This is a genomic window from Aeromonas sp. 6P, from assembly GCF_051919525.1.
GTDB lineage: Bacteria > Pseudomonadota > Gammaproteobacteria > Enterobacterales > Aeromonadaceae > Aeromonas > Aeromonas veronii.
Window position 1 is genome coordinate 2,567,706 of record NZ_JBQBEO010000002.1, and the last position, 19,075, is coordinate 2,586,780.

The 19,075-nt window shown below is 58.9% G+C and carries 17 protein-coding genes and 2 pseudogenes; 14 read left to right on the forward strand and 5 right to left on the reverse strand.

The genetic code is table 11. The features are described 5' to 3' along the window. Positions 1 to 4 precede the first annotated feature (4 nt). The 7 genes from ACTG2J_RS11990 to ACTG2J_RS12020 all read left to right on the forward strand — a co-directional run bounded on the left by ACTG2J_RS11990 (position 5) and on the right by ACTG2J_RS12020 (position 8,872). On the forward strand, positions 5 to 859 hold the full coding sequence (locus ACTG2J_RS11990; protein WP_265783846.1) for an enoyl-CoA hydratase-related protein: 855 nt from the start codon (positions 5 to 7) through the stop codon (positions 857 to 859). Continuing rightward, on the forward strand, positions 856 to 2,826 hold the full coding sequence (locus ACTG2J_RS11995; protein ID WP_439997523.1) for an acetyl/propionyl/methylcrotonyl-CoA carboxylase subunit alpha: 1,971 nt from the start codon (positions 856 to 858) through the stop codon (positions 2,824 to 2,826). The genes ACTG2J_RS11990 and ACTG2J_RS11995 overlap by 4 nt, the downstream gene beginning before the upstream one ends. Next, complete coding sequence (locus ACTG2J_RS12000; RefSeq protein ID WP_439988573.1) at positions 2,823 to 3,791, forward strand: hydroxymethylglutaryl-CoA lyase; 969 nt, start codon at positions 2,823 to 2,825, stop codon at positions 3,789 to 3,791. The genes ACTG2J_RS11995 and ACTG2J_RS12000 overlap by 4 nt, the downstream gene beginning before the upstream one ends. 2 nt (positions 3,792 to 3,793) lie before the next feature. Further along, on the forward strand, positions 3,794 to 4,204 hold the full coding sequence (locus ACTG2J_RS12005; protein ID WP_439988572.1) for a MerR family transcriptional regulator: 411 nt from the start codon (positions 3,794 to 3,796) through the stop codon (positions 4,202 to 4,204). 36 nt (positions 4,205 to 4,240) lie between these two features. Further along, a complete protein-coding gene (locus ACTG2J_RS12010) occupies positions 4,241 to 5,002 on the forward strand; it encodes a substrate-binding periplasmic protein (protein ID WP_113739403.1) in 762 nt (253 codons plus the stop codon). A gap of 52 nt (positions 5,003 to 5,054) precedes the next feature. Beyond that, positions 5,055 to 8,051 carry a DUF748 domain-containing protein gene (locus ACTG2J_RS12015; RefSeq protein ID WP_113739402.1) on the forward strand — a complete coding sequence of 999 codons (2,997 nt, stop codon included), beginning with the start codon at positions 5,055 to 5,057 and terminating at the stop codon, positions 8,049 to 8,051. Between the two features lie 224 nt (positions 8,052 to 8,275). After that, a complete protein-coding gene (locus ACTG2J_RS12020; protein ID WP_005336948.1) occupies positions 8,276 to 8,872 on the forward strand; it encodes an acetate uptake transporter in 597 nt (198 codons plus the stop codon). A gap of 81 nt (positions 8,873 to 8,953) precedes the next feature. Here ACTG2J_RS12020 and ACTG2J_RS12025 read toward each other — a convergent pair whose 3' ends face one another. Together ACTG2J_RS12025 and ACTG2J_RS12030 are read right to left on the reverse strand one after the other, a co-directional pair. Then, positions 8,954 to 9,718, reverse strand: a complete 765-nt coding sequence (locus ACTG2J_RS12025; protein ID WP_234923091.1) for a zinc-dependent peptidase — start codon at positions 9,716 to 9,718, stop codon at positions 8,954 to 8,956. Positions 9,719 to 9,794: 76 nt separating this feature from the next. Next, positions 9,795 to 10,232 carry a GNAT family N-acetyltransferase gene (locus ACTG2J_RS12030; protein WP_113739400.1) on the reverse strand — a complete coding sequence of 146 codons (438 nt, stop codon included), beginning with the start codon at positions 10,230 to 10,232 and terminating at the stop codon, positions 9,795 to 9,797. Positions 10,233 to 10,580: 348 nt separating this feature from the next. On the opposite strand from ACTG2J_RS12030, the gene ACTG2J_RS12035 reads away from it, so the two are divergent. The 5 genes and pseudogenes from ACTG2J_RS12035 (at position 10,581) to ACTG2J_RS12055 (ending at position 14,620) form a co-directional block, all read left to right on the forward strand. Continuing rightward, complete coding sequence (locus ACTG2J_RS12035) at positions 10,581 to 12,080, forward strand: alanine/glycine:cation symporter family protein (protein ID WP_005336959.1); 1,500 nt, start codon at positions 10,581 to 10,583, stop codon at positions 12,078 to 12,080. A gap of 358 nt (positions 12,081 to 12,438) precedes the next feature. Then, positions 12,439 to 13,155, forward strand: a pseudogene (locus ACTG2J_RS12040) (replication endonuclease); the annotation flags it as partial. A 236-nt stretch (positions 13,156 to 13,391) separates the two neighbouring features. Then, positions 13,392 to 13,622, forward strand: coding sequence for a TA system antitoxin ParD family protein (locus tag ACTG2J_RS12045; protein ID WP_005308760.1), 231 nt, complete (start codon positions 13,392 to 13,394; stop codon positions 13,620 to 13,622). Further along, complete coding sequence (locus tag ACTG2J_RS12050) at positions 13,597 to 13,920, forward strand: type II toxin-antitoxin system RelE/ParE family toxin (RefSeq protein WP_113739399.1); 324 nt, start codon at positions 13,597 to 13,599, stop codon at positions 13,918 to 13,920. Before ACTG2J_RS12045 ends, ACTG2J_RS12050 begins: the two co-directional genes overlap by 26 nt. 307 nt (positions 13,921 to 14,227) lie before the next feature. Continuing rightward, the gene (locus ACTG2J_RS12055; RefSeq protein WP_439997524.1) at positions 14,228 to 14,620 is read left to right on the forward strand and encodes a hypothetical protein; all 393 of its coding nucleotides are present in this window, start codon (positions 14,228 to 14,230) and stop codon (positions 14,618 to 14,620) included. A 132-nt stretch (positions 14,621 to 14,752) separates the two neighbouring features. On the opposite strand, the gene ACTG2J_RS12060 is transcribed toward ACTG2J_RS12055, so the two are convergent. The 3 genes and pseudogenes from ACTG2J_RS12060 to ACTG2J_RS12070 form a co-directional block, all read right to left on the reverse strand. Next, a complete protein-coding gene (locus ACTG2J_RS12060) occupies positions 14,753 to 15,004 on the reverse strand; it encodes an ogr/Delta-like zinc finger family protein (protein WP_042067783.1) in 252 nt (83 codons plus the stop codon). A gap of 58 nt (positions 15,005 to 15,062) precedes the next feature. Next, positions 15,063 to 15,589: pseudogene (locus tag ACTG2J_RS12065) on the reverse strand (phage portal protein); the annotation flags it as partial. Positions 15,590 to 15,607: 18 nt separating this feature from the next. Then, on the reverse strand, positions 15,608 to 16,414 hold the full coding sequence (locus ACTG2J_RS12070) for a crotonase/enoyl-CoA hydratase family protein (RefSeq protein WP_107683096.1): 807 nt from the start codon (positions 16,412 to 16,414) through the stop codon (positions 15,608 to 15,610). Between the two features lie 168 nt (positions 16,415 to 16,582). Between ACTG2J_RS12070 and ACTG2J_RS12075 the strand changes: the two genes are divergently transcribed. Next, positions 16,583 to 18,370 (forward strand): putative nucleotidyltransferase substrate binding domain-containing protein, encoded by a 1,788-nt coding sequence (locus tag ACTG2J_RS12075; RefSeq protein ID WP_439997525.1) that lies wholly within the window; start codon positions 16,583 to 16,585, stop codon positions 18,368 to 18,370. A 2-nt stretch (positions 18,371 to 18,372) separates the two neighbouring features. After that, the gene (locus ACTG2J_RS12080; protein ID WP_439997526.1) at positions 18,373 to 18,999 is read left to right on the forward strand and encodes a 3'-5' exonuclease; all 627 of its coding nucleotides are present in this window, start codon (positions 18,373 to 18,375) and stop codon (positions 18,997 to 18,999) included. Positions 19,000 to 19,075 lie beyond the last annotated feature (76 nt).

Here is a 19,075-nt window from a genome sequence, read left to right on the forward strand (position 1 = left end):
ACCCATGTCAGATCCACTTACTTCCTCAGCACTTGGCTCTTCAACACAGGGCCCGTTTCGGCTGGAGCGGCATGGCCCGCTGGCCGAACTGGTGCTGTCGCGCCCGGCCCACCACAACGCCTTTGATGCCGACCTGATGCTGGGGCTGCTCGACTGCCTCGATGATCTGGCCCATCTCCATGGTCATGATCTCGCCGAACGCCCTCATGTCCTGCTGCTGCGGGCCGAGGGCAAACACTTTTGCGCGGGCGCCGATCTCAACTGGATGCGCAATCTGGCCCACGCCGATTTCGAGCACAATCGCGAAGACGCCCGGGTACTGGCGCGGCTGATGCAGACCCTCGACGAGCTCCCCTTCCCTACGGTGGCACTGGTGCAAGGGGCCGCCTATGGCGGGGCGCTGGGCCTCATATGCGCCTGCGATCTGGTGCTGGCCAGCGACGATGCCCGCTTCTGCCTCTCAGAGGTGAGCCTCGGGCTAGTGCCTGCTGTGATCAGCCCCTACGTGGTACGCGCCATGGGAATGCGTCAGGCGCGCCGCTACATGCTCAGTGCCGAGCCGTTCGATGCCATTACCGCCTGTCGGCTCAATGTGGCACACCAACTCTGCAAGCCGGATCAACTGCTGGCGGAGGGACGGGCGCAAGCCCTTCGTCTGTGCCGCAACGGGCCGGAAGCGATGAAAGAGACCAAACGGCTGCTGGCGGCGATAGAGGCCCATCCTTCCCGTCTGCACGAAGAGAAAACTGTCGAGACCATTGCCCGGGTTCGGGTGGGACTCGAAGCCCAGGAGGGGATGCAGGCCTTCTTCGACAAACGTCCTCCCGCCTGGCGTCCCCGTTTCAAGGATGAGACATGAACTATCACACCCCGATTAAACGTCTGCTGATCGCCAATCGCGGCGAAATCGCCGTGCGTATCATCAAGACGGCGAAACGCCTCGGCATCCACACCATCGCCCTCTACTCCGATGCCGACGCCCACGCCATGCACACCCGTCTGGCCGATGAGGCCTGGCATCTGGGGCCCGCACCTGCCAGAGAGAGCTATCTCGACACCGGCAAGGTGCTGAAGATTGCCAAAGAGGCGCACGCCGATGCCATCCATCCCGGTTACGGCTTTCTGTCGGAAAACAGCGATTTTGCCACCGCCTGCGAACAGCGCGGCCTGCGCTTTGTCGGCCCAAGCGGCGACGCCATTCTCGCCATGGGCGACAAATCGGGGGCCAAGGCGCTGATGCAGGCTGCCGGCGTACCTGTGCTGCCCGGCTATCACGGCACGGATCAACGACCGGACTTCTTGCGCGATCAGGCGAGCCTGATTGGCTTCCCGCTGCTTATCAAGGCCTCCAGTGGCGGCGGTGGCAAGGGAATGCGCCGGGTCGATCAGCTGGCCGACTTTGACGAGTCGCTGGCGGCAGTCAAACGGGAAGCCAAGGCTGCCTTTGGTGACGATCTGGTACTGCTGGAGCGCTATCTGCCCCAGGCTCGCCATGTGGAAGTACAGGTCTTTGCCGATAGCCTCGGCAACGCCATCTATCTGGGGGATAGGGACTGCTCCTTGCAGCGACGCCATCAGAAAGTTATCGAAGAGGCGCCCGCCCCCGACATCCCTCCGGCTCTGCGCCGCGCCATGGGGGAGGCAGCCGTGGCCGCAGCCAAAGCCATCCACTATCAGGGGGCTGGCACCATCGAGTTCCTGCTCTGCAAGGATGAGTTCTTCTTTATGGAGATGAACACCCGGCTGCAGGTGGAGCATCCGGTCACCGAAGCGGTGACCGGGCAGGATCTGGTGGCCTGGCAACTGGCCGTGGCAGAAGGCAAGCCGCTACCACTCACCCAGGAGGAAGTGGTGCTGCGCGGCCATGCAGTGGAGGCGCGCCTCTACGCCGAGGATGTGGCGGCCGGTTTTCTGCCCGCCAGCGGGCCTATCCACTGGCTCTACTGGCCCGTTGGCGTGCGCATCGACACCGGCGTTACCGCTGGCGATGAGGTGAGCCCCTATTACGATCCCATGATCGCCAAGCTGATCGCCCACGGCCAGAGCCGCACCGAGGCGTTCGCCCAACTGGCCGATGCGCTGGCGGCACTGGATCTCGGCCCGCTGGTGCACAACGGCGCGCTGTTGCTGCGCCTTTGTGAAGAGCCTGACGTCCTGGCCATGGGCCACCATACCCAGTGGCCCATACCCACCACAGCACGGCCCATTCCTGAGCTCGCCTGGCCGCTGGCCGCCTTCTGGCTGGCGAGCCGCCCTGCGGGCACCTCCCCCTGGCAGCAAGCCTGCGGATTTCGGCTGGGGCCGGATCGCTGCTGGACAGCGGTGGTGCGCATCGGTGATGAGCACCGGGTATCGACCCTTAACGATCATGGCGGCCAGTTTGAGTGGCAAGGGGAGACCCGTTGCTACAAGAGAGGTGACGACCATATCCGGCTGCAGCATGGTGGCTGCTGGCAGCAGATCCCCATTCAAACGGTCGCAGGCTCGGAGGCAACCTTCATCATGACCCTGGCGGGCCAGCGCATCCGCTTCGCGGCCGATAATCGGCAGCACAGCCACCACCATGATCAGGCAAACGAGAAGGCGCAGGGCGCCATCGCCCCCATGCACGGCATAGTGGTAGCCGTGCTGGTCGAACAGGGACAAGCGGTCAACAAGGGGCAACCCCTGCTGGTGCTGGAGGCGATGAAGATGGAACACCAACTGCGTGCAGAGCAGGACGGGGTAATTGAAGCCCTGCAGTGCAAACAGGGCGAACAGGTAAGCCAGGGGGCCGTGCTGGTGCGCTTTGCCGAAGAGATAGCTTCACAGGAGGATCACCCATGAACCGATCACAGGACGTCCGTGACGACAGAGTCAGTCTGGTGGAGATGGGGCCGCGCGATGGCCTGCAAAATGAAGCTGCGCCCCTCTCCCTGGTACAACGGCTGGAGTTGATCCAGCGACTGGCCGACAGCGGCCTGCAACGCATCGAAGTGGGTGCCTTTGTCTCTGCCAAAAAAGTGCCGCAGATGGCGGACTCCGCAGCGCTGTTCGAGGCACTGCCGCGCAAGGGCTCAACCCGTTACGGCGCTCTGGTGCCCAATCTGCAAGGCTTGCAGGCAGCCATTGCCGCCCGCGCCGATGAGATTGGCCTCTTCACCGCCTGCTCCGACGGTTTTACCCGCGCCAATATCGGCATCAGCGTGGAGGAATCGCTGGTGCGCTTCGCCCCGCTGGTTCAGGAGGCGCGCCGCCTCGGCATCAAGGTGCGTGGCTACCTCTCCACCGTCATCGCCTGCCCGTTCGATGGCCCGACCCGCCCGAAACGAGTCGCTGCGATGGCCGAGCAACTGCTGGATCTCGGTTGCCACGAAATTTCGCTGGGGGACACCATAGGCGTCGGCACTCCGGGCACCGTGGCCCCCATGCTGGATGCGGTGCTGCACGAGATCCCGGCGGGACGGCTCGCGGTCCATTTTCACGACACCTACGGTCAGGGCTTGGCCAACCTGCTACCCGCGCTGGAGCGTGGTATTCGCACCATCGACTGCTCGGTGGCGGGGCTTGGCGGCTGCCCCTATGCGCCGGGCGCCTCCGGCAATGTGGCGTCAGAAGAGGTGGTCTACCTGCTGCACGGCCTTGGCATGACGACGGGAGTGGATCTCGACAAACTGGCGGCCACCGGCCAGTGGGTCAGCGAGCAGCTCGGCCGCGCCAACGGCTCGCGGGTCGGTCAGGCCTTGCACGCCAATGCCGAACGGCTGCGTGCCCGCCTCTGCCAGCCACACGCCCAGCAACAGGAGTCATGATCATGTCCCGTTCCCTGCCCGGCAAGGAGATCACCTACAGCATTTCGGAGCTGGCCCACGAGTTCGATGTCACGCCGCGCACCATCCGCTACTACGAGGATGAGGGGCTGCTCACCCCGCTACGGGAGGGGCAAACCCGCATCTACAGCCATCGGGACAAGATCCGGCTCAAGTTGACCCTGCGCGGCAAACGGCTGGGGTTTAGCCTGGCCGAGATCCGCGAGCTGTTCGATATGTACGACACCGACAAATCGAGCAAAACCCAGCTCCACTCCATGATCCAGCTGATCGAGGCAAAACGCGGCGCCCTGCGCCAGCAACTGGAGGATATCCATATGGTGATGGCCGAGCTGGAAGCCGCCGAACAACGCTGTGTTAATTCCCTTAACAGCTTGAAAACTGGCGCAGATTAACCGAATCTGGGAGCAAGCTATTGCCTTGGGGATCCCATGAGATATTGGTGCTGGTTTTTGCTCTTGTTCAGCCTCTCTGGCTGGAGCCATCCCCTCATCAAGGTTGGTGGATACCCCTATGCCCCCTTTGTGATCAAACTCCCCGATTCCCGCTATGAAGGACTGACTCTGGAGCTTATCGACCAGCTCAATGCCGTACAGAAAGAGGTGACCTTCGTCTTTGTCCCCACCTCGGCCGCCAACCGTTACAAGGCGCTCGATCTGGGCCGTTTCTCGCTGATGCTGTTTGAAGACACCAAGTGGGGCTGGGACACCGATAAATTCAAGATGACAACCCCCTTCCTCGGTGGTGGCGAGGTCTATGTGGCCCTGAACAAAGCGGGCCGGGATCAGCGCTTTTTTGACGATCCTGCCAGCCATCACCTCATCGGGGTGACCGGCTATCACTACGGCGTCGGCCAGTTCAATGCCGATCCTCTCTACCTGCAGCGCAAGCTCAATATCACCCTGGTCAAAGACAACGTCAGCGCCCTGCAAGCGCTACTCAAAGGGCGCGGCGAGGTAGCCATTCTCAACGTTTCGTACCTTAATCAGTATCTGCTGGCCAATCCCGACACAGCCGACCAGCTGCTGATCTCGCAAAAATGGGATCAACAGTATCAACACCGCGCCATCCTTCACCCTGAGGCCCCCATTACCCCTGCCCAGCTGGAACAATGGCTGGCAACTCTGCAACAAAAGGGTGAACTGGATCGCCTTTGGACAAAGTACGGCGTACAACAGCACGCAACCCCATGATTACTATCCAGCTTTTCTGTACCATGGCGGGAACCAAATGGGAGTGCACCAAATGAACACCACCGAGCCCGCGTCCCCCAAGCTCCGCTTGCTGCGCTACCTTGCCTACGCTTTTCTGCTGCTTCTTATCCTGATCACCCTGCTGCTGTGGCAAACCCCCCGTCTGGTCCAGCGCTATCTGCCCGGCTGGCTGGCCGAGCACTACGGCCTGCAACTGACGCTGGGGGAGATTGACGTAGGGCTGCGCAACCCTTCTCTCACCCTCGGCGCGACTGCCCTGCTCGATGCCAAACAGCAGCCTATCATCCGTTTTGAGCAGCTCTTTATCACCCCAAACCTGCAAGCCAGCTGGCAGCAGAAAGGGGTCGTGCTTTCCGCAGTCACCCTGACCAACCCCGTGGTGCAGCTGCAACGGCTGACAGACAAAAAAGGGGAGGTTCGACTCAATCTGACCGATGCGCTGGCGACCCTGCTCGCCCCCTCCCCCGAGCCCGAAACAGCCAGCGCCCCGCTGCTGGTCGATATTGCAAGTGTCAATGTCACTGACGGCCATGTGCGCTATCAGGATCAGCGCAAGGAGAGCGAACCCGGCTGGTTGCCGCCCCTCAATCTGGAAAAAGTGACCCTCAAGCTCGATAACCTGCGCACCGAAGTAAATCACCCGACCGCCTATCAGCTGAGCGCCGCCATCAACGGCAAAAGCAGCCTCGCCGCTCATGGCAAACTCGATGTGATGAGCGGCATGGGTCAGGGTAAGGTGAGCCTCAAGCAGGTCGAGCTGAAACCCTTCGCCCCGCTCTGGGCACCCTATCTCAAGCTGGATCTGGCCAAGGGCCACGCCAATGCAGAGGTGCAGTACCAGCTTAAAGAGGGCAAGCAAGGGGTGCTTTGGCAATTGTCCAAAGGCAAGCTGACGCTGGACAACTGGCAGCTTAAAAAACACAAGGGCGACGAATTTGCCCGCTTCGGCCAGTTGGCCCTTAGCGATCTGGCTGTCGATGGCCAGAAACATTCGCTTCAGATCGGCAAGGTGACCCTGCAACAGCCCCTGCTCAAGGCCACCCTCAACCCACAGCAGGAGCTGGATCTGGCTGAATTGCTGATTGAACAGGCCCCCGCCAAGCCCGTCAAAGGGGCCCACGCCGCAAACGAGGTGGCCAACAATGCGGCGCCCAAGTCGGCACAACAAGCAAAAACAGCCGATAACGGCAAGAAACACGGGGCAGACAAACCCTGGCAGTGGCAGATCAAGCAGATCCTTATCGACAAGGGCGATCTCACTCTCACCGAATCGAGCAGCGGCAAACCGCAGGCACGCCAGCTCTCCGGCCTCAAGCTGGCGTTGGGGCCACTGGGCAGCAAGGGGGAGCAACCGAGCAAACTGACTCTGGCCACCCAGTTCAACCAGAGCAGCCCCCTCGCCTTTGATGGCCAACTGACCCTGACTCCTTTCACCTTAAGCGGCGACATCAACCAGCAGGGGCTGCCCCTGACGCTGGCACAGCCCTATCTGGCCGATCTGGTACGCATCAAGGTGCAAAACGGGCTGCTGAGCAGCAAGACCCGCCTTGATCTCGCCACCACCGCCCAGGGAGATCTCAGCAAGCTGACCCTGCAAGGGGGGCTCGATATCAACGGACTCAAAGTAGTCGATCGGGCAGACAATCAGCGGCTGCTGGAGTTCAACACCCTGGCTCTCACCGGTCTGACGTACGACGGCATCAGCCAGCAGATGCGGATCAAGGACATTGCTCTGAACAAGCCCTTCGCTCGCATCGAGATCAACGAAGATGGCACCACCAACCTGCAACAGCTGCTGTTACCGCAGCCGGCGGCAACCAAAAGTACTCACGCGACGGCAGGCAGCAAGGCTCCTGACTTTCGTTTCACCATCGATCAGCTGCGCACCGAGCAGGGCAACCTGCGCTTTGCCGACCGCAGCCTGAGTCAGGATTTTGTGGCCGATATCGCCTCGCTGGGCGGCCAGAGCCGCCATATCAGCAATATTCCGGGGCAACGCTCCGATCTCGCCTTCAATGGCAAGGTGGATCGCTATGCGCCAGTGACCATTCGCGGCGGTACCAACCTGCTGGTCGCCAACCCGATCCTCGACATCGCGGTCGCTTTCCACAATCTGGAGCTCACCACCTTTACCCCCTATTCGGGCACCTATGCCGGTTATGCCATCGACAAGGGGCAGCTCTCCATGAAGCTGCACTACAAGCTGGAGGGCAACCGGCTGGAGGGGGATAACGACATCACCATCAAGAAGCTGCAACTGGGCGAGAAGATCAAGAGCGATCAGGCCAAGGATCTGCCACTGGGGCTGGCCATCGCCCTGCTAAGCGATGCCAACGGGGTGATACAGATGAACCTCAAGGTGAAGGGGGATCTCGATCAACCGGACTTCAGCATCGGCAATATCTTCTGGGATGTGCTGGGCAACACACTGAGCAAGGCGATCACCTCCCCCTTCTCGCTGCTCGCCTCGCTGGCCGATGGCACCGAAGATCTCGACGAACTTCCCTTCCTGCCGGGGGATCCCGATCTCACCCCCACCCAGCAGGAGAAACTGGTCAAACTGGCGCAGGCCCTCAAGGATAGACCCAAGCTCAGCATGAACATTCGCGGCAAGGTCAACTTCAACGAGGAGCGCCCTATCCTGCAACGGCAAAAGCTGGAACGGGTACTGGCCAAGCTCACCGGCAATCAAGCGGATCTCGACCTGCTGGAACAGGACCCCGCCCTGCAAGAGGCGCTGGCCCAGGCCTATGAAGAGCGCTTTGGCGAAGATCTGGAAGATCTGGCCGATCGCCTCCATCTGGATGAAGAGAGCGCGGCACTGCGGGCCCAGGCGGTGATCCTGCTGCGGGATCAGCAGCTCATCACCGCCAAATCCCTGCGCAATCTCGCCATGCGCCGGGCGCAAAATACCAAGGAGTTTCTGGTCGACAGCCAGGGGATCGCCCCGGAGCGGCTGTTCGTGCTCGACAGCCAGGTCAAAGAAGAAGACAAGGAAGCCAAAGTGATCCTGACACTGGATCAGTGACGCCGCCGCACTGCGCAAATGCGTAATAAAAATACAACCCCTCAACTATTTTGACACCTTTTGCTCACCAAATAGCCTGTCCTGGTGAGCATTTGGCCTCTGATGCAAATAATCACGTAGTTTTTTTACGATTTATCCCCCTTGCCCCCTTGCGGGCTCGCCACAGCCTGCCTAAAATCGCGCGTCTTTTGTTAACCCCCACCTCTATTTTTGGAGAACGCCACGTGAGCGAAAAATTGGCCAACCCTGCCCCTCTGGGTCTGATGGGTTTCGGTATGACCACCATCCTGCTGAACATCCATAACGCAGGTTTCTTCCCCATCAGCGCCATGATCCTGGCCATGGGCCTGTGCTACGGCGGCATCGCCCAGATCATCGCTGGCATCATGGAGTACAAACGTGGCAACACCTTCGGTGTGACCGCATTCACCTCCTACGGCCTGTTCTGGCTGAGCCTGGTGTTCCTGCTGATCATGCCGACCATGGGTCTGGCCGAAGCGACTCCGCACGCCTACATGGGTTGGTATCTGCTGATGTGGGGCATGTTCACCCTGTTCATGCTGGTTGGCACCATCAACTACCCGCGCGCCAAGCAGTTCGTGTTCGCCTCCCTGACAGTGCTGTTCTTCCTGCTGGCCGCCCGTGACTTCACCGGCAGCACCCTGATCGGCACCATCGCCGGTTTCGAAGGCATCATCTGTGGCGCCAGCGCCATCTACCTGGCGATGGCCACCGTGATCAACGAGCAGTTCGGCCGCACCGTGATGCCGATCGGCGATCACAAGAAAGCCGCCGCCGTACAGCTGAAAGCCGCAGCCTGATAGGCAACCCATTCAGATTGTAAAAAAGGCACCCTCGGGTGCCTTTTTGCTATCTCGAATAACCGTTCAACAGATCGGTTATCAGCTCAGTGACTTGACGTCCACCTCCCCCGCCAGCAAGCGGGTCGCGGGAAAACGCTGCGCGGGATCCTGACTAAAGAACTGACTCAGTTGCCGGTATACCGCGGGATAGACCTGCTGCAGCCGCAGCGGATCGGTAAAGAAGCACTCACAGCTGACAGCAAAAAATTCGGCGGGATGTTCAGCAGCATAGGGATCGATATCGGTCACTTCGTCCCGGTCGAGCTGCTGGCAGAGCGCATCGAAGGCGCTCTGAAAGGCCTGTTGCCAGAGCTGGCTGCTCATCAGCCCCGACAACGGGGGCGTACCGTCCGCCTCACCGCCCAGCATATCGAGCTTGTGAGCCAGCTCGTGGATCACCAGATTAAAGCCGTCCCAGTCGCCATCTTGCTGCAGTTCGCTCCAGGCCAGCACCAGCGGCCCTTGCGGCCAGGATTCGCCGGCGTTCTCCTCTTCAAACTCGCTCACCAGCCCGAACTCATCCTGTACCTCCTGGCGCCGGGTCACGGGCTCGGGAATAATGATGATTTCGTGAAAGCCGCGATACCAGTCAAGGCCGAGGTGCAAGATGGGCAACGCAGCCTGCAGCGCCAGCACCGCCTGTTGGCGGGGGCTGAGCTCGACCCCGATCAGGGTCAGGGTCTTGCGCTTGAGCAGCTGTTGCCCCAAGCCGATAAGCGTCGTCTGCTCGGTGTCGCTGAGCCCTTGCAAGATGGGCACAGCCGCCAGCGCCTGACGCCACAGTGCCAACTCATCCTCACTCATGGACGTTTGCGGGCGACCACCCAGCCATTTGAACCATCCCAGCACGCCTACTCCTTCTTTTGATGCAAACAACAGGTCACAACAGTTTAACGAACCGTTTCGGCCGCTCCTGATAATCCTGCGCCAGATAGAAACGGTGGGCCGCCTCGCGCTTGAGACTGCTGGAAAGCTCCAGCTGGGCGCAACCTGCGGCCCGCGCCATCGCTTCTGCTCCTTTGAGCAAGGCTGCGCCCACTCCCGCCCCTCTTGCCCCTTCATCGACAACCAGCGCCGAGATCAGGCCCCAAGCTGGTGCAACATGCAGGGGTGCCAGCTTGTGCCACACCAGCACGCCGACCACCTTGTCGGCCAGGGATGCGAGCAGCACAACGCTCGCGGGATCCGGCGCCAACAGGCGCTCCGTCACGTCAGCGCCTTCGGCAGGATACCCCAATTGGGTGAACAGGTGGGCGATTGCGCTCCCGTCGTCGGCCTCAGGGGGACGGATCGTCAACGTCTCAGGGTCATTTTTCATTGTTGGCCTTATGTTTGCTTTCCATAGTGTTACGCCCGTCACATTGTCCGGCGCAGATCAACAAGGAGGATCTCATCTTTACTCATAGAAAACGCTGCCTGCCATTATCCCCCCACCCTTGTCAATTCACAAATTTGCAACAAGGCAACATTTTTCGCTGGGAAGCACCGATACAACTCGATATGTTACAAGCCATGCATGGCGCGTGTTTGCGCTCTGCTTAACCCCTCAACCTCGCGCTCATTTGTTAACTGGATTGTTAACAAACAGGGCCGAAAACAGTGACAGAGAGCGAGGCCAAGATCTCGCCAAGACAGCGCCACAAACACAACAAAGGAGTTGTTGTACATGAATGAAATCGTCAATGCCATCAATGGTGTAATCTGGAGCCCTGCGCTCATCTACCTGTGTCTGGGGGTCGGTCTTTACTTCTCCCTGCGCACCCGTTTTTTGCAACTGCGTCATATCAAAGAGATGGTGCGCCTGATGTTTGATGGCAAGAGCACCGATGCCGGTGTCTCCTCCTTCCAGGCGCTGGCCATGACCCTGGCCGGTCGTGTGGGTACCGGTAACATCGCCGGTGTGGCCACCGCCATCACCTTCGGTGGCCCGGGCGCCCTGTTCTGGATGTGGATGGTCGCCTTCCTCGGCGCCAGCTCAGCCTTCGTGGAGTCCACTCTGGGTCAGGTTTACAAAGAGAAGATCAACGGTGAATACCGCGGCGGCCCGGCCTTCTACATCGAGAAAGGGCTTGGCATGAAGTGGTACGCCTGGACCTTCGCCATCGCGACCGTCTTCGCCTGCGGCGTACTGCTGCCGGGCGTGCAGGCCAACTCCATCGGCTCCAGCCTGCAGACCGCCTTTAATATCGATCCGAACGTCACCGCCGCCGGTTTGGCGCTGCTGCTCGGCTTTATTATCTTCGGCGGCGTCAAGCGTATCGCCAGCTTCGCCAGTACCGTGGTGCCCTTTATGGCGCTGGGCTACATCATCGTGGCTTGCGTCATCATCGCCCTCAATATCGGTCAACTGCCGGGCGTGATCCTGCTGATCTGGAAGAGTGCCTTCGGTCTGGATGCCGGTTTCGGTGCCATTCTGGGTCTGGCCATCATGTGGGGGGTAAAACGCGGGGTCTACTCCAACGAAGCGGGTCAGGGTACCGGACCGCACGCCTCCTCTGCTGCGGCAGTGAGCCACCCGGCCAAGCAGGGTCTGGTGCAGGCGTTCTCCGTCTATATCGACACCCTGTTCGTCTGCTCCGCCACCGGCTTTATGTTGCTGATCACCGGCCTCTATAACGTACAAGGGCCGGACGGCGCCGCCATCTACACGGGTATTGCCGGTATCGCAGCAGGCCCGGGCTATGTGCAGACCGCCATGGAGAGCATGATGCCGGGCTTTGGCAGCATTTTCGTGGCCATCGCGCTGTTCTTCTTCGCGTTCACCACCATCGTTGCCTACTACTACATCGCCGAAACCAACATCGCCTACATCAACCGCAAGATAAATCGCCCCTGGCTCACCTTCTTGCTGAAGATTGCGCTGATGGCTGCCACCGTCTACGGCACCGTCAAGACTGCAGATCTGGCGTGGGGCATGGGTGATATCGGGGTTGGCCTGATGGCATGGCTCAACATCATCGCCATTCTGCTGCTGCAAAAAACCGCCTTCACCTGTCTGAAGGATTATGAAGCGCAGCAGGCACAAGGGATTGACCCCGTATTCCACCCGGAGAAGCTCGGCATCAAGAACGCCGATTACTGGGTGGGCAAGCGCTCCGAAGAGAACCTGGAACTGGAGAAATCAGGCCATCAGTTCGAGCCGGATCAGGATCGCAAGACCTCCTGAACCAGAACGACATAAGACATCAATAAAAATGGCAGCCTCGGCTGCCATTTTTATTTATTTAATTTCAAAAACTTACATTAAAACCAAGGAGTTAAGCGCCGCGCAAGGGGACACTTTGGGACGTGAAAAGACACCAAAATTGGCAAAATGTGGACACTTTTTTCGGCCCATTCTCGAGGCAGATCAAGCTGGTTTAAGATGATTTTCCAGCGGGTTAAAGCGGACCGCATCATTAAGATAATCCGGTGCAAAGTGGGCATAAGTTATCATCTGATGAAATATCAAGGAGCCGCGCCAGGGCCGCTCTCAAGCGGTGGAACGCCCCCGTTTATGGATTTCGCGTGTGCGAGGCTCACCCTTTGCCGCAGATAACGGCATCTTTCGCTGCTACCTGCATGCCATGGGCGGCGCACTGGCCACCCGTGCCGAACACCCCATCAAGCTGGCCCACCTCATTGAGGAGCAAGCCAACAGCTATGGCGAAGACATCAAGCGCCTGATGGGCCTGACCTCTGCCCGCCTGGGCATCAAGACCCGCCTGCAAGGATGGGAAATTGTGCCTGCCGGTACCCATGAAGCCAGGAAAGCCGCCGAGGCTGCAGCGAGAGGGGTTGGGGTTAAGACGGGCGACAGCCCGGCACCTTGGAGCTCTGACAATAACTGTACGCTACCGGCTCCTGATACCTTCGCAGACCAGATCATGAGGGAACAATGGGGGTTATCGCCCTTCTCCATCGACCGATTACGGTCAGGTGCCAGCGTAAGGGAGGATGGTTTCACACTGTGGCTGGAGAATGGACAGGTACAGTCGTGCCGATCGTTACCAAACGAACCAGATTGGATAGCATATGGCCAACCACCAACCGAACTGGACCAGCCGGATGAGTTCGCGGTACCGGAAGACGATCCGGACTGGCCGATGCTGGTTGAGCTGTGCGGCAAGGTCTACCAGGCACAAGGTCACGCTGGGGCGCACCGCTGGATCGAGATGCTGCCCGAGCCCTATCAGTCCGAGATGTGGAGAGTACTGGAAGGGTTGGACATGCTGCACCTGAAGAGCTGCCAAGCAGTATAGTCAAAGGTAATGCCGTCAGGTTGTAACCAAGCATAGCTACTTATCCCCCTAGGAAAGCACATCAAAACGCGACAATTTGTTGCAAAGAGAAAACCTTGAGGTATACTAACTGCGAGTCAATCGAAATACTTAAATACTTAAATACTTAAATACTTAAATACTTAAATACTTAAATACTTAAATACTTAAATACTCAAATACTCAAATACTTAAATACTTAAATCTAGGACATAAAAATGGCTCAAACAGTACGCTTAGACGATGATTTCATCGCCGACGTGAAGATTCACGCGTCTGCAGCACATCGTTCTTTGCCAAAGCAGATTGAGTATTGGTCCAAGATCGGCCGCATGGTTGAAGACAACCCGGACCTTCCTTTCAGCTTCATCAAAGACGTAATGCTTGCTGCGGAGCAAGTCAAAGAAGGGCAAGTAACCCGCTATGTCAGAAGAACAAAACGAGATTGAGGTTTTTGAGTCAAGCAAGTTTACCAAACAACTCAAAAAACTTTCTGATGATGAGTTAAAAGCAGTGGAAGACGAGATCGAACGGGTCATTGACGACCCCGAGATAGGGGAGCAGAAGAAAGGGGACTTGTCATACCTCCGAGTGCACAAATTTAAGCTCAATGGGCAGTTGGTACTACTAGGCTACTCTTGGAAAGAAGCAGAGCTGCAGCTCTATCTGCTGAGCATTGGCCCTCATGAAAACTTCTACGACTCGCTGAAAGAACGTCGCAAGGCCGATCTGAAACTGATAGGCTGACTAAAAGTGGGTCCTCATGGGCCCATTTTTTTACAGCGAACCCACACGCCCCCACTATTGATATGCCATGATTTATTTTTCAAATTAATCAATAACATATGCTGGTAAAAACGAAAGGTGAACCTTAATACATACGACAAACTGCGTGAGGTCGCAGCCAGAACTGACAACGCCCAGAAAGTCTGAGATGTCACAGGAAGAGGCCCCCTATTGATTCTGCTTACAGAACACCTGCTGACGCCGTATCTATTTGTAAGAAAAACTTTATTCAGGTAATTACTATGCTTCTGAATTGTATTCGTGATGAGTGGCGCTCAATCTGCGGGTTAACTTTGATTTTTCTATCACTGCTGTATCGCTCTATACAGACCTTGCCTTCCCTAACGACAAGTATTGGTTCCAGCGCTCAGGTGCTTTGATAACTATCGCAAGCGTTTGGTTTCAATATCAAAAAATTGCCAACTCATGGGCACAAGCGTTTGAAAATGAAATCAACAATATTCCAACAAAAACAAGCTCAGAGTCTGGACAAGGCATCAGCATGCGCGCCATGGCCCAAGAAGGTTGGGATTCACGAGATTTCATCAAACGCATACACAATATGATTACGGCAAAAAGCAAAAAGGATGTCATCTCTCTCTTGTTAGTTGTAGCCGGCACTCTCATATGGGCTTACGGGGACCTTCCATTTAGGATCTAGCTTATGCAGCCTACCAAAACTAACATTCACTTCTCTGTGTAGAATCGGTACTCGGTCTGCGGTGTTGTGCTGCTGGATGGGATGACTAGACCACTACAAATCGACTCACAAAGTGGACAGGTAATGGGGGGGCTATTGCGCCCCTAGTCCTTTCAACACCAACTGCCGTCCCTCGGGCGTCAGCGAGCCCATCAAGCTGAGCACCAGCTGGTTGGTGGTCTTTGCTGACGGGCTTAGGGTGTGGGCGAACGACAGGGTAGCCACCCAGCTGTGGCCACACTCAGCATCGGTGCACTGGCAATAGAGATCTGAGACATCATCGCTCAGTCGGTTGGTCTTGGTAATACGGCCCCGCTGGCCACACACTTTGCAATAAACCCGCATTACGCCCCCTTTTCTATCCAAATCAACAGCCTATCTTGCCACAGCAAACACTGTTTGTTTATACAGTTGAACCGATATTCTCCCGAAAATCGACCCGCAGGGAGACGGAAGTCCCGCACTGTTGATGGCATCCTGGATAAGCTCACACAGCGGTAGCACCTCGTTGCGGGCATAGGTGGCATCGTATTTCTCGGGATCCCCAAGCCCTCCCCCGCCATTGGTCGGAATGATGCCGGCCAGCGCCGCTGGAAAGCGGTGGGATGTCAGCACATCCTGGGCGGTGATCCCCTTGATGGCTGCGAACTCGTCTTTGGTGGCGATATCGCCCACTGGTATCAGCTTGATGCCATCGGGCTTGCCGTCCGGGATGTTGACGAACATGGAGCGGAAATTCCCCACCCCCTTGCTGCTCGCAATCATCTCCTTCATCTCCTCTTCGGTGTCGTCGTCCATGTTCGGGTCGGTGGCGTAGAAGATGAAGCCCATGTGGGCGCCGTTGAGGAAGTATTTGCGCCGAAACAGGGTGGCATCCTGGTTAAGCAGAGCCGACTGCAGGCCGCCCAGGTAATCGGGCATACCGTAGATCGCTCGTGCAGCTCGCAGTCAGAGCGGATTGCGGCGCGGCCCGAAGGGCAGCCGCCAGCGAAACAGGCTGTTAAGGGTGGCCCGCCACTGATTGGGTCGCCCCAGGATCTGCTTTTGCAGCCGAGTCTCCTCTTTGAGCATCGCCTCGTCACTGCGGGCCCAGGCCTGGCTGTAAAGCTGCTTGATCCCCGCCAGTGCATCCGGCGATTTGGTGATAAGGGTGCGGGCAAACTCCCGCGCCTCCACCAGCGGATCCGCGCAGACCCGGCTCACCAGCCCGAGGGATTTGGCCTCGACGGCATCCAGCTCACGCCCGCTCATGGCCAGCTCCATGGCGGTATCCACCCCCATCAGATTGCGCATAGTGACGCTGCCACTCATATCGGGGATGATGCCCCACTTGATCTCCATCACCGAGAAGCGGCAATCGGGGGTGCTGAAGCGAAAATCGGCGCCGAGCGCAATCTGCAAGCCACCGCCAAAACAGACTCCCTGGGTCACCGCAATCACCGGCACAGGCAGCTGATGCCAGCCATAGGCGACCCGCTGGGCCAGATTGGTCGCTTCGTCTGCTTCACGCTTGAGAATATCAAGCGCCGCCACCGGCTGTCTCAGCATGGATTTCACATCCAGCCCGGCGCAGAAGGCCCGCCCCTCGCCGTGCAGGATCACCGCCCGCAGCCCCTTGTGCCGGGCGAGCTGCGTCAGCGTCTCGTCGATGGCGCTGAACATGGCTCTGTCCAGCGCATTGAGTTTGTCCCCCCGCGTCAGCATCACTTCGGCAATCCCGTCGTGGATCTCGCACTTGATCCTTGGTTTTTCCATCTCCCTTGTCCTCTCCTTGATCCCTGAAACTGACTCACTGGTCATACCACCACGTTATCAGAGTGTGAACAGGCGGTACAGCTGAGACTAAAGTCGGCTGGTCGCCTCCCCCTCCCTTTGTCACACTGGGAGCTGCATGAGTGCCGCAAGCCAGCAGAGGACGCTGTCATGTCAACCCTGTTCAATTTTGCCAGACCACCGTTCGACCGACTGGGCGAGGAGGCGCGCGAGCGGCTCTCCCGTCACCTCTCGCTCTGCTATTTTCGGGCCGGGGATCTGCTGCTCAAGGAGGGGGACGAGCCTCCCGGCCTCTATCTCATCATCAAGGGAGCCGTGGAAGAGTCTGCTCCTCACCACCAGTTTGGTGATTACGGGGTCGATGATCTGTTCGACGTGCGCGCCCAATTTGACGGCCGCTGCCGCCACCGCTTCACCGCGCTGGAAGATAGCCTCTGCCAGCTCATTCCTCGCCACACCTTTCTGGCGCTCTGTGAGCAGGACTCGCAGTTTGCCAGCTACTTCACCGCCAATCTGGCCGAGCGCCAGCGCCAGCAGGAGCAACGCGAACAACTGGGGCAGAAGAATCTGGCGGAGTTTATCCTGACCCGCATCGAACCGGGCCACCTGCAGGCACCGCTTATCGTCGATAGCAAGCTGTCACTACTGGCGGCCACCGAAGCCATGGTGAGCAAGGGGACCGATTGCCTGCTCTACCCCGCCCACGACGGCTCCCACACGCTGGCAACCCGCAAGACCTTGCTCCACGCCCTGACCCTCAAGGGATTGCCGCTGACGGCCCCCCTCTCGGTGCTGACCCCCACGCCGCTGATTGGTCTGCCGCTGGAGAGCTATCTGTTTGATGCCCTGCTGCTGATGACCCGCCATCGCATCAAGCGACTAGTGGTGTGGCGCGGCAACGAGGTGGCGGGCATCTTGCAACTGACTCAGGTGCTCGGGCTCTTCTCGACCCACTCCCACGTGCTGACGTTGCGTATCGCCCGCGCCGACAGCCTGCCGGCGCTGGAGGCGGTCGCCCGCGAGCAGCAGCAATTGACCCGCTCGCTGTTTGCCCAGGGGATCCACACCGCCTTTTTGATGAAGCTCATCGCCACCATCAACGAACAGCTGATCGCCAAAGCCTTTGCGCTGGTGATCCCCCCCGAGGTGCAGAATAACGTCTGCCTGCTGATGCTGGGCTCGGAGGGGCGCGGCGAGCAGATCCTCAAAACCGATCAGGACAACGCCCTGATCCTGCCAGAGGGGCTGACATGGCCCACCCAGATAGCCGATCTGGTCGAATTCAGCGCCCTGCTGGAGCGGCTCGGCTACCCCCTCTGCCCCGGGCAGGTGATGGTGAACAATCCGGCCTGGGTAAAAACAGGCTGCGAGTGGCAAAGCGCCATTGCCAGCGCCTGCACCACGGCAAAAGAGGATGAGCTGCTCTGGCTCGCCACCCTGGCCGATGCTCACCCCATCGCGGGGGATCGACAGCTCCATCTGCCGGTTGCCAGAGCGCTGCGCGAGCAGTTGGCCGACAGACGGGACCTGCTGGCGGAGATGGTGCGACCGGCAGTGGCCTTTCATGCCCCCCTCACCCTGTTTGGCCGGCTGGAGCAGCCACCGGAAGGGCTGGATCTCAAGCGGGGCGGCCTGTTCCCACTGGTTCACGGTATCCGCATGCTGGCCCTTGAAGCAGGCATTCTGGAGACTTCAACCCTGGGGCGTATTGATGCGCTGGTGGCCGCCGATCGGCTCAGTGCCGACTATGGCAGCAATCTGGCGGAGGCGTTCCGGCTCTTTATCCGGCTGAGGCTGCGCAGCCAGCTCAAGGGGGGCAATAGTCGGGTGCAGACAAGCGAGCTCAGCCACAGCGAGCGGGATCTGTTGCGTCAGGCGCTGCATCAGGTGAAGAAGTTCCAGCAGTGGCTCACCTTGCACTTTCGTCTGAGACAATAGCCATGTTGAGCCGTGTTCGACGCTACTGGTATGGCCGCGCGTTCCGAACGGGCGAGTTCGCGCCGCTCTTTGCCATCCCACCGAAAGATGAACAGGTCGCCCTCGACTTCGAGACCACCAGTCTCGATCCCGAGCAGGCCGAGATCGTCTCCATCGGGGCGGTGCGCATTCAGGGTAACCGGCTGCTGACCGGCGAGGCCCTCGCCATCAAGGTACAGCCACCGGCCAGCCTGACCAGCCAATCTGTGGTGATCCACGGTCTGCGCCATCAGGATCTGCAACAGGGAATGGAGCTGGAAGCCGCGCTGCGCCTGCTGCTTCACTTTATCGGCCCCCGTGAACTGGTGGGCTATCACATCGCCTACGATCTGCGCATTCTCAATCTCGCCTGCCAGAAATTGTGGGGATTGACCCTGCCCCAGCGAGGGATCGAGGTGAGCCAGCTCTATCACGACCACCTCTATCGCCGCTACCCCGATGCTGCGATTGACCTCCACTTGAGTGCCATCTGCCGTCACTTGGCGCTGCCCCCACTGCCCGCCCACGATGCCCTTGCCGATGCCACCACGGCCGCGCTCATCTATCTGCACCTGACCTGCGGCTCGCCGCTCACTTATCCCAAAGTCTAATTGTCGACAAATAACATTTAATTCACATTTTGCTTACATGAGCAGGTTGCCTGCTCGTCGGGGTTACCCCATCCAC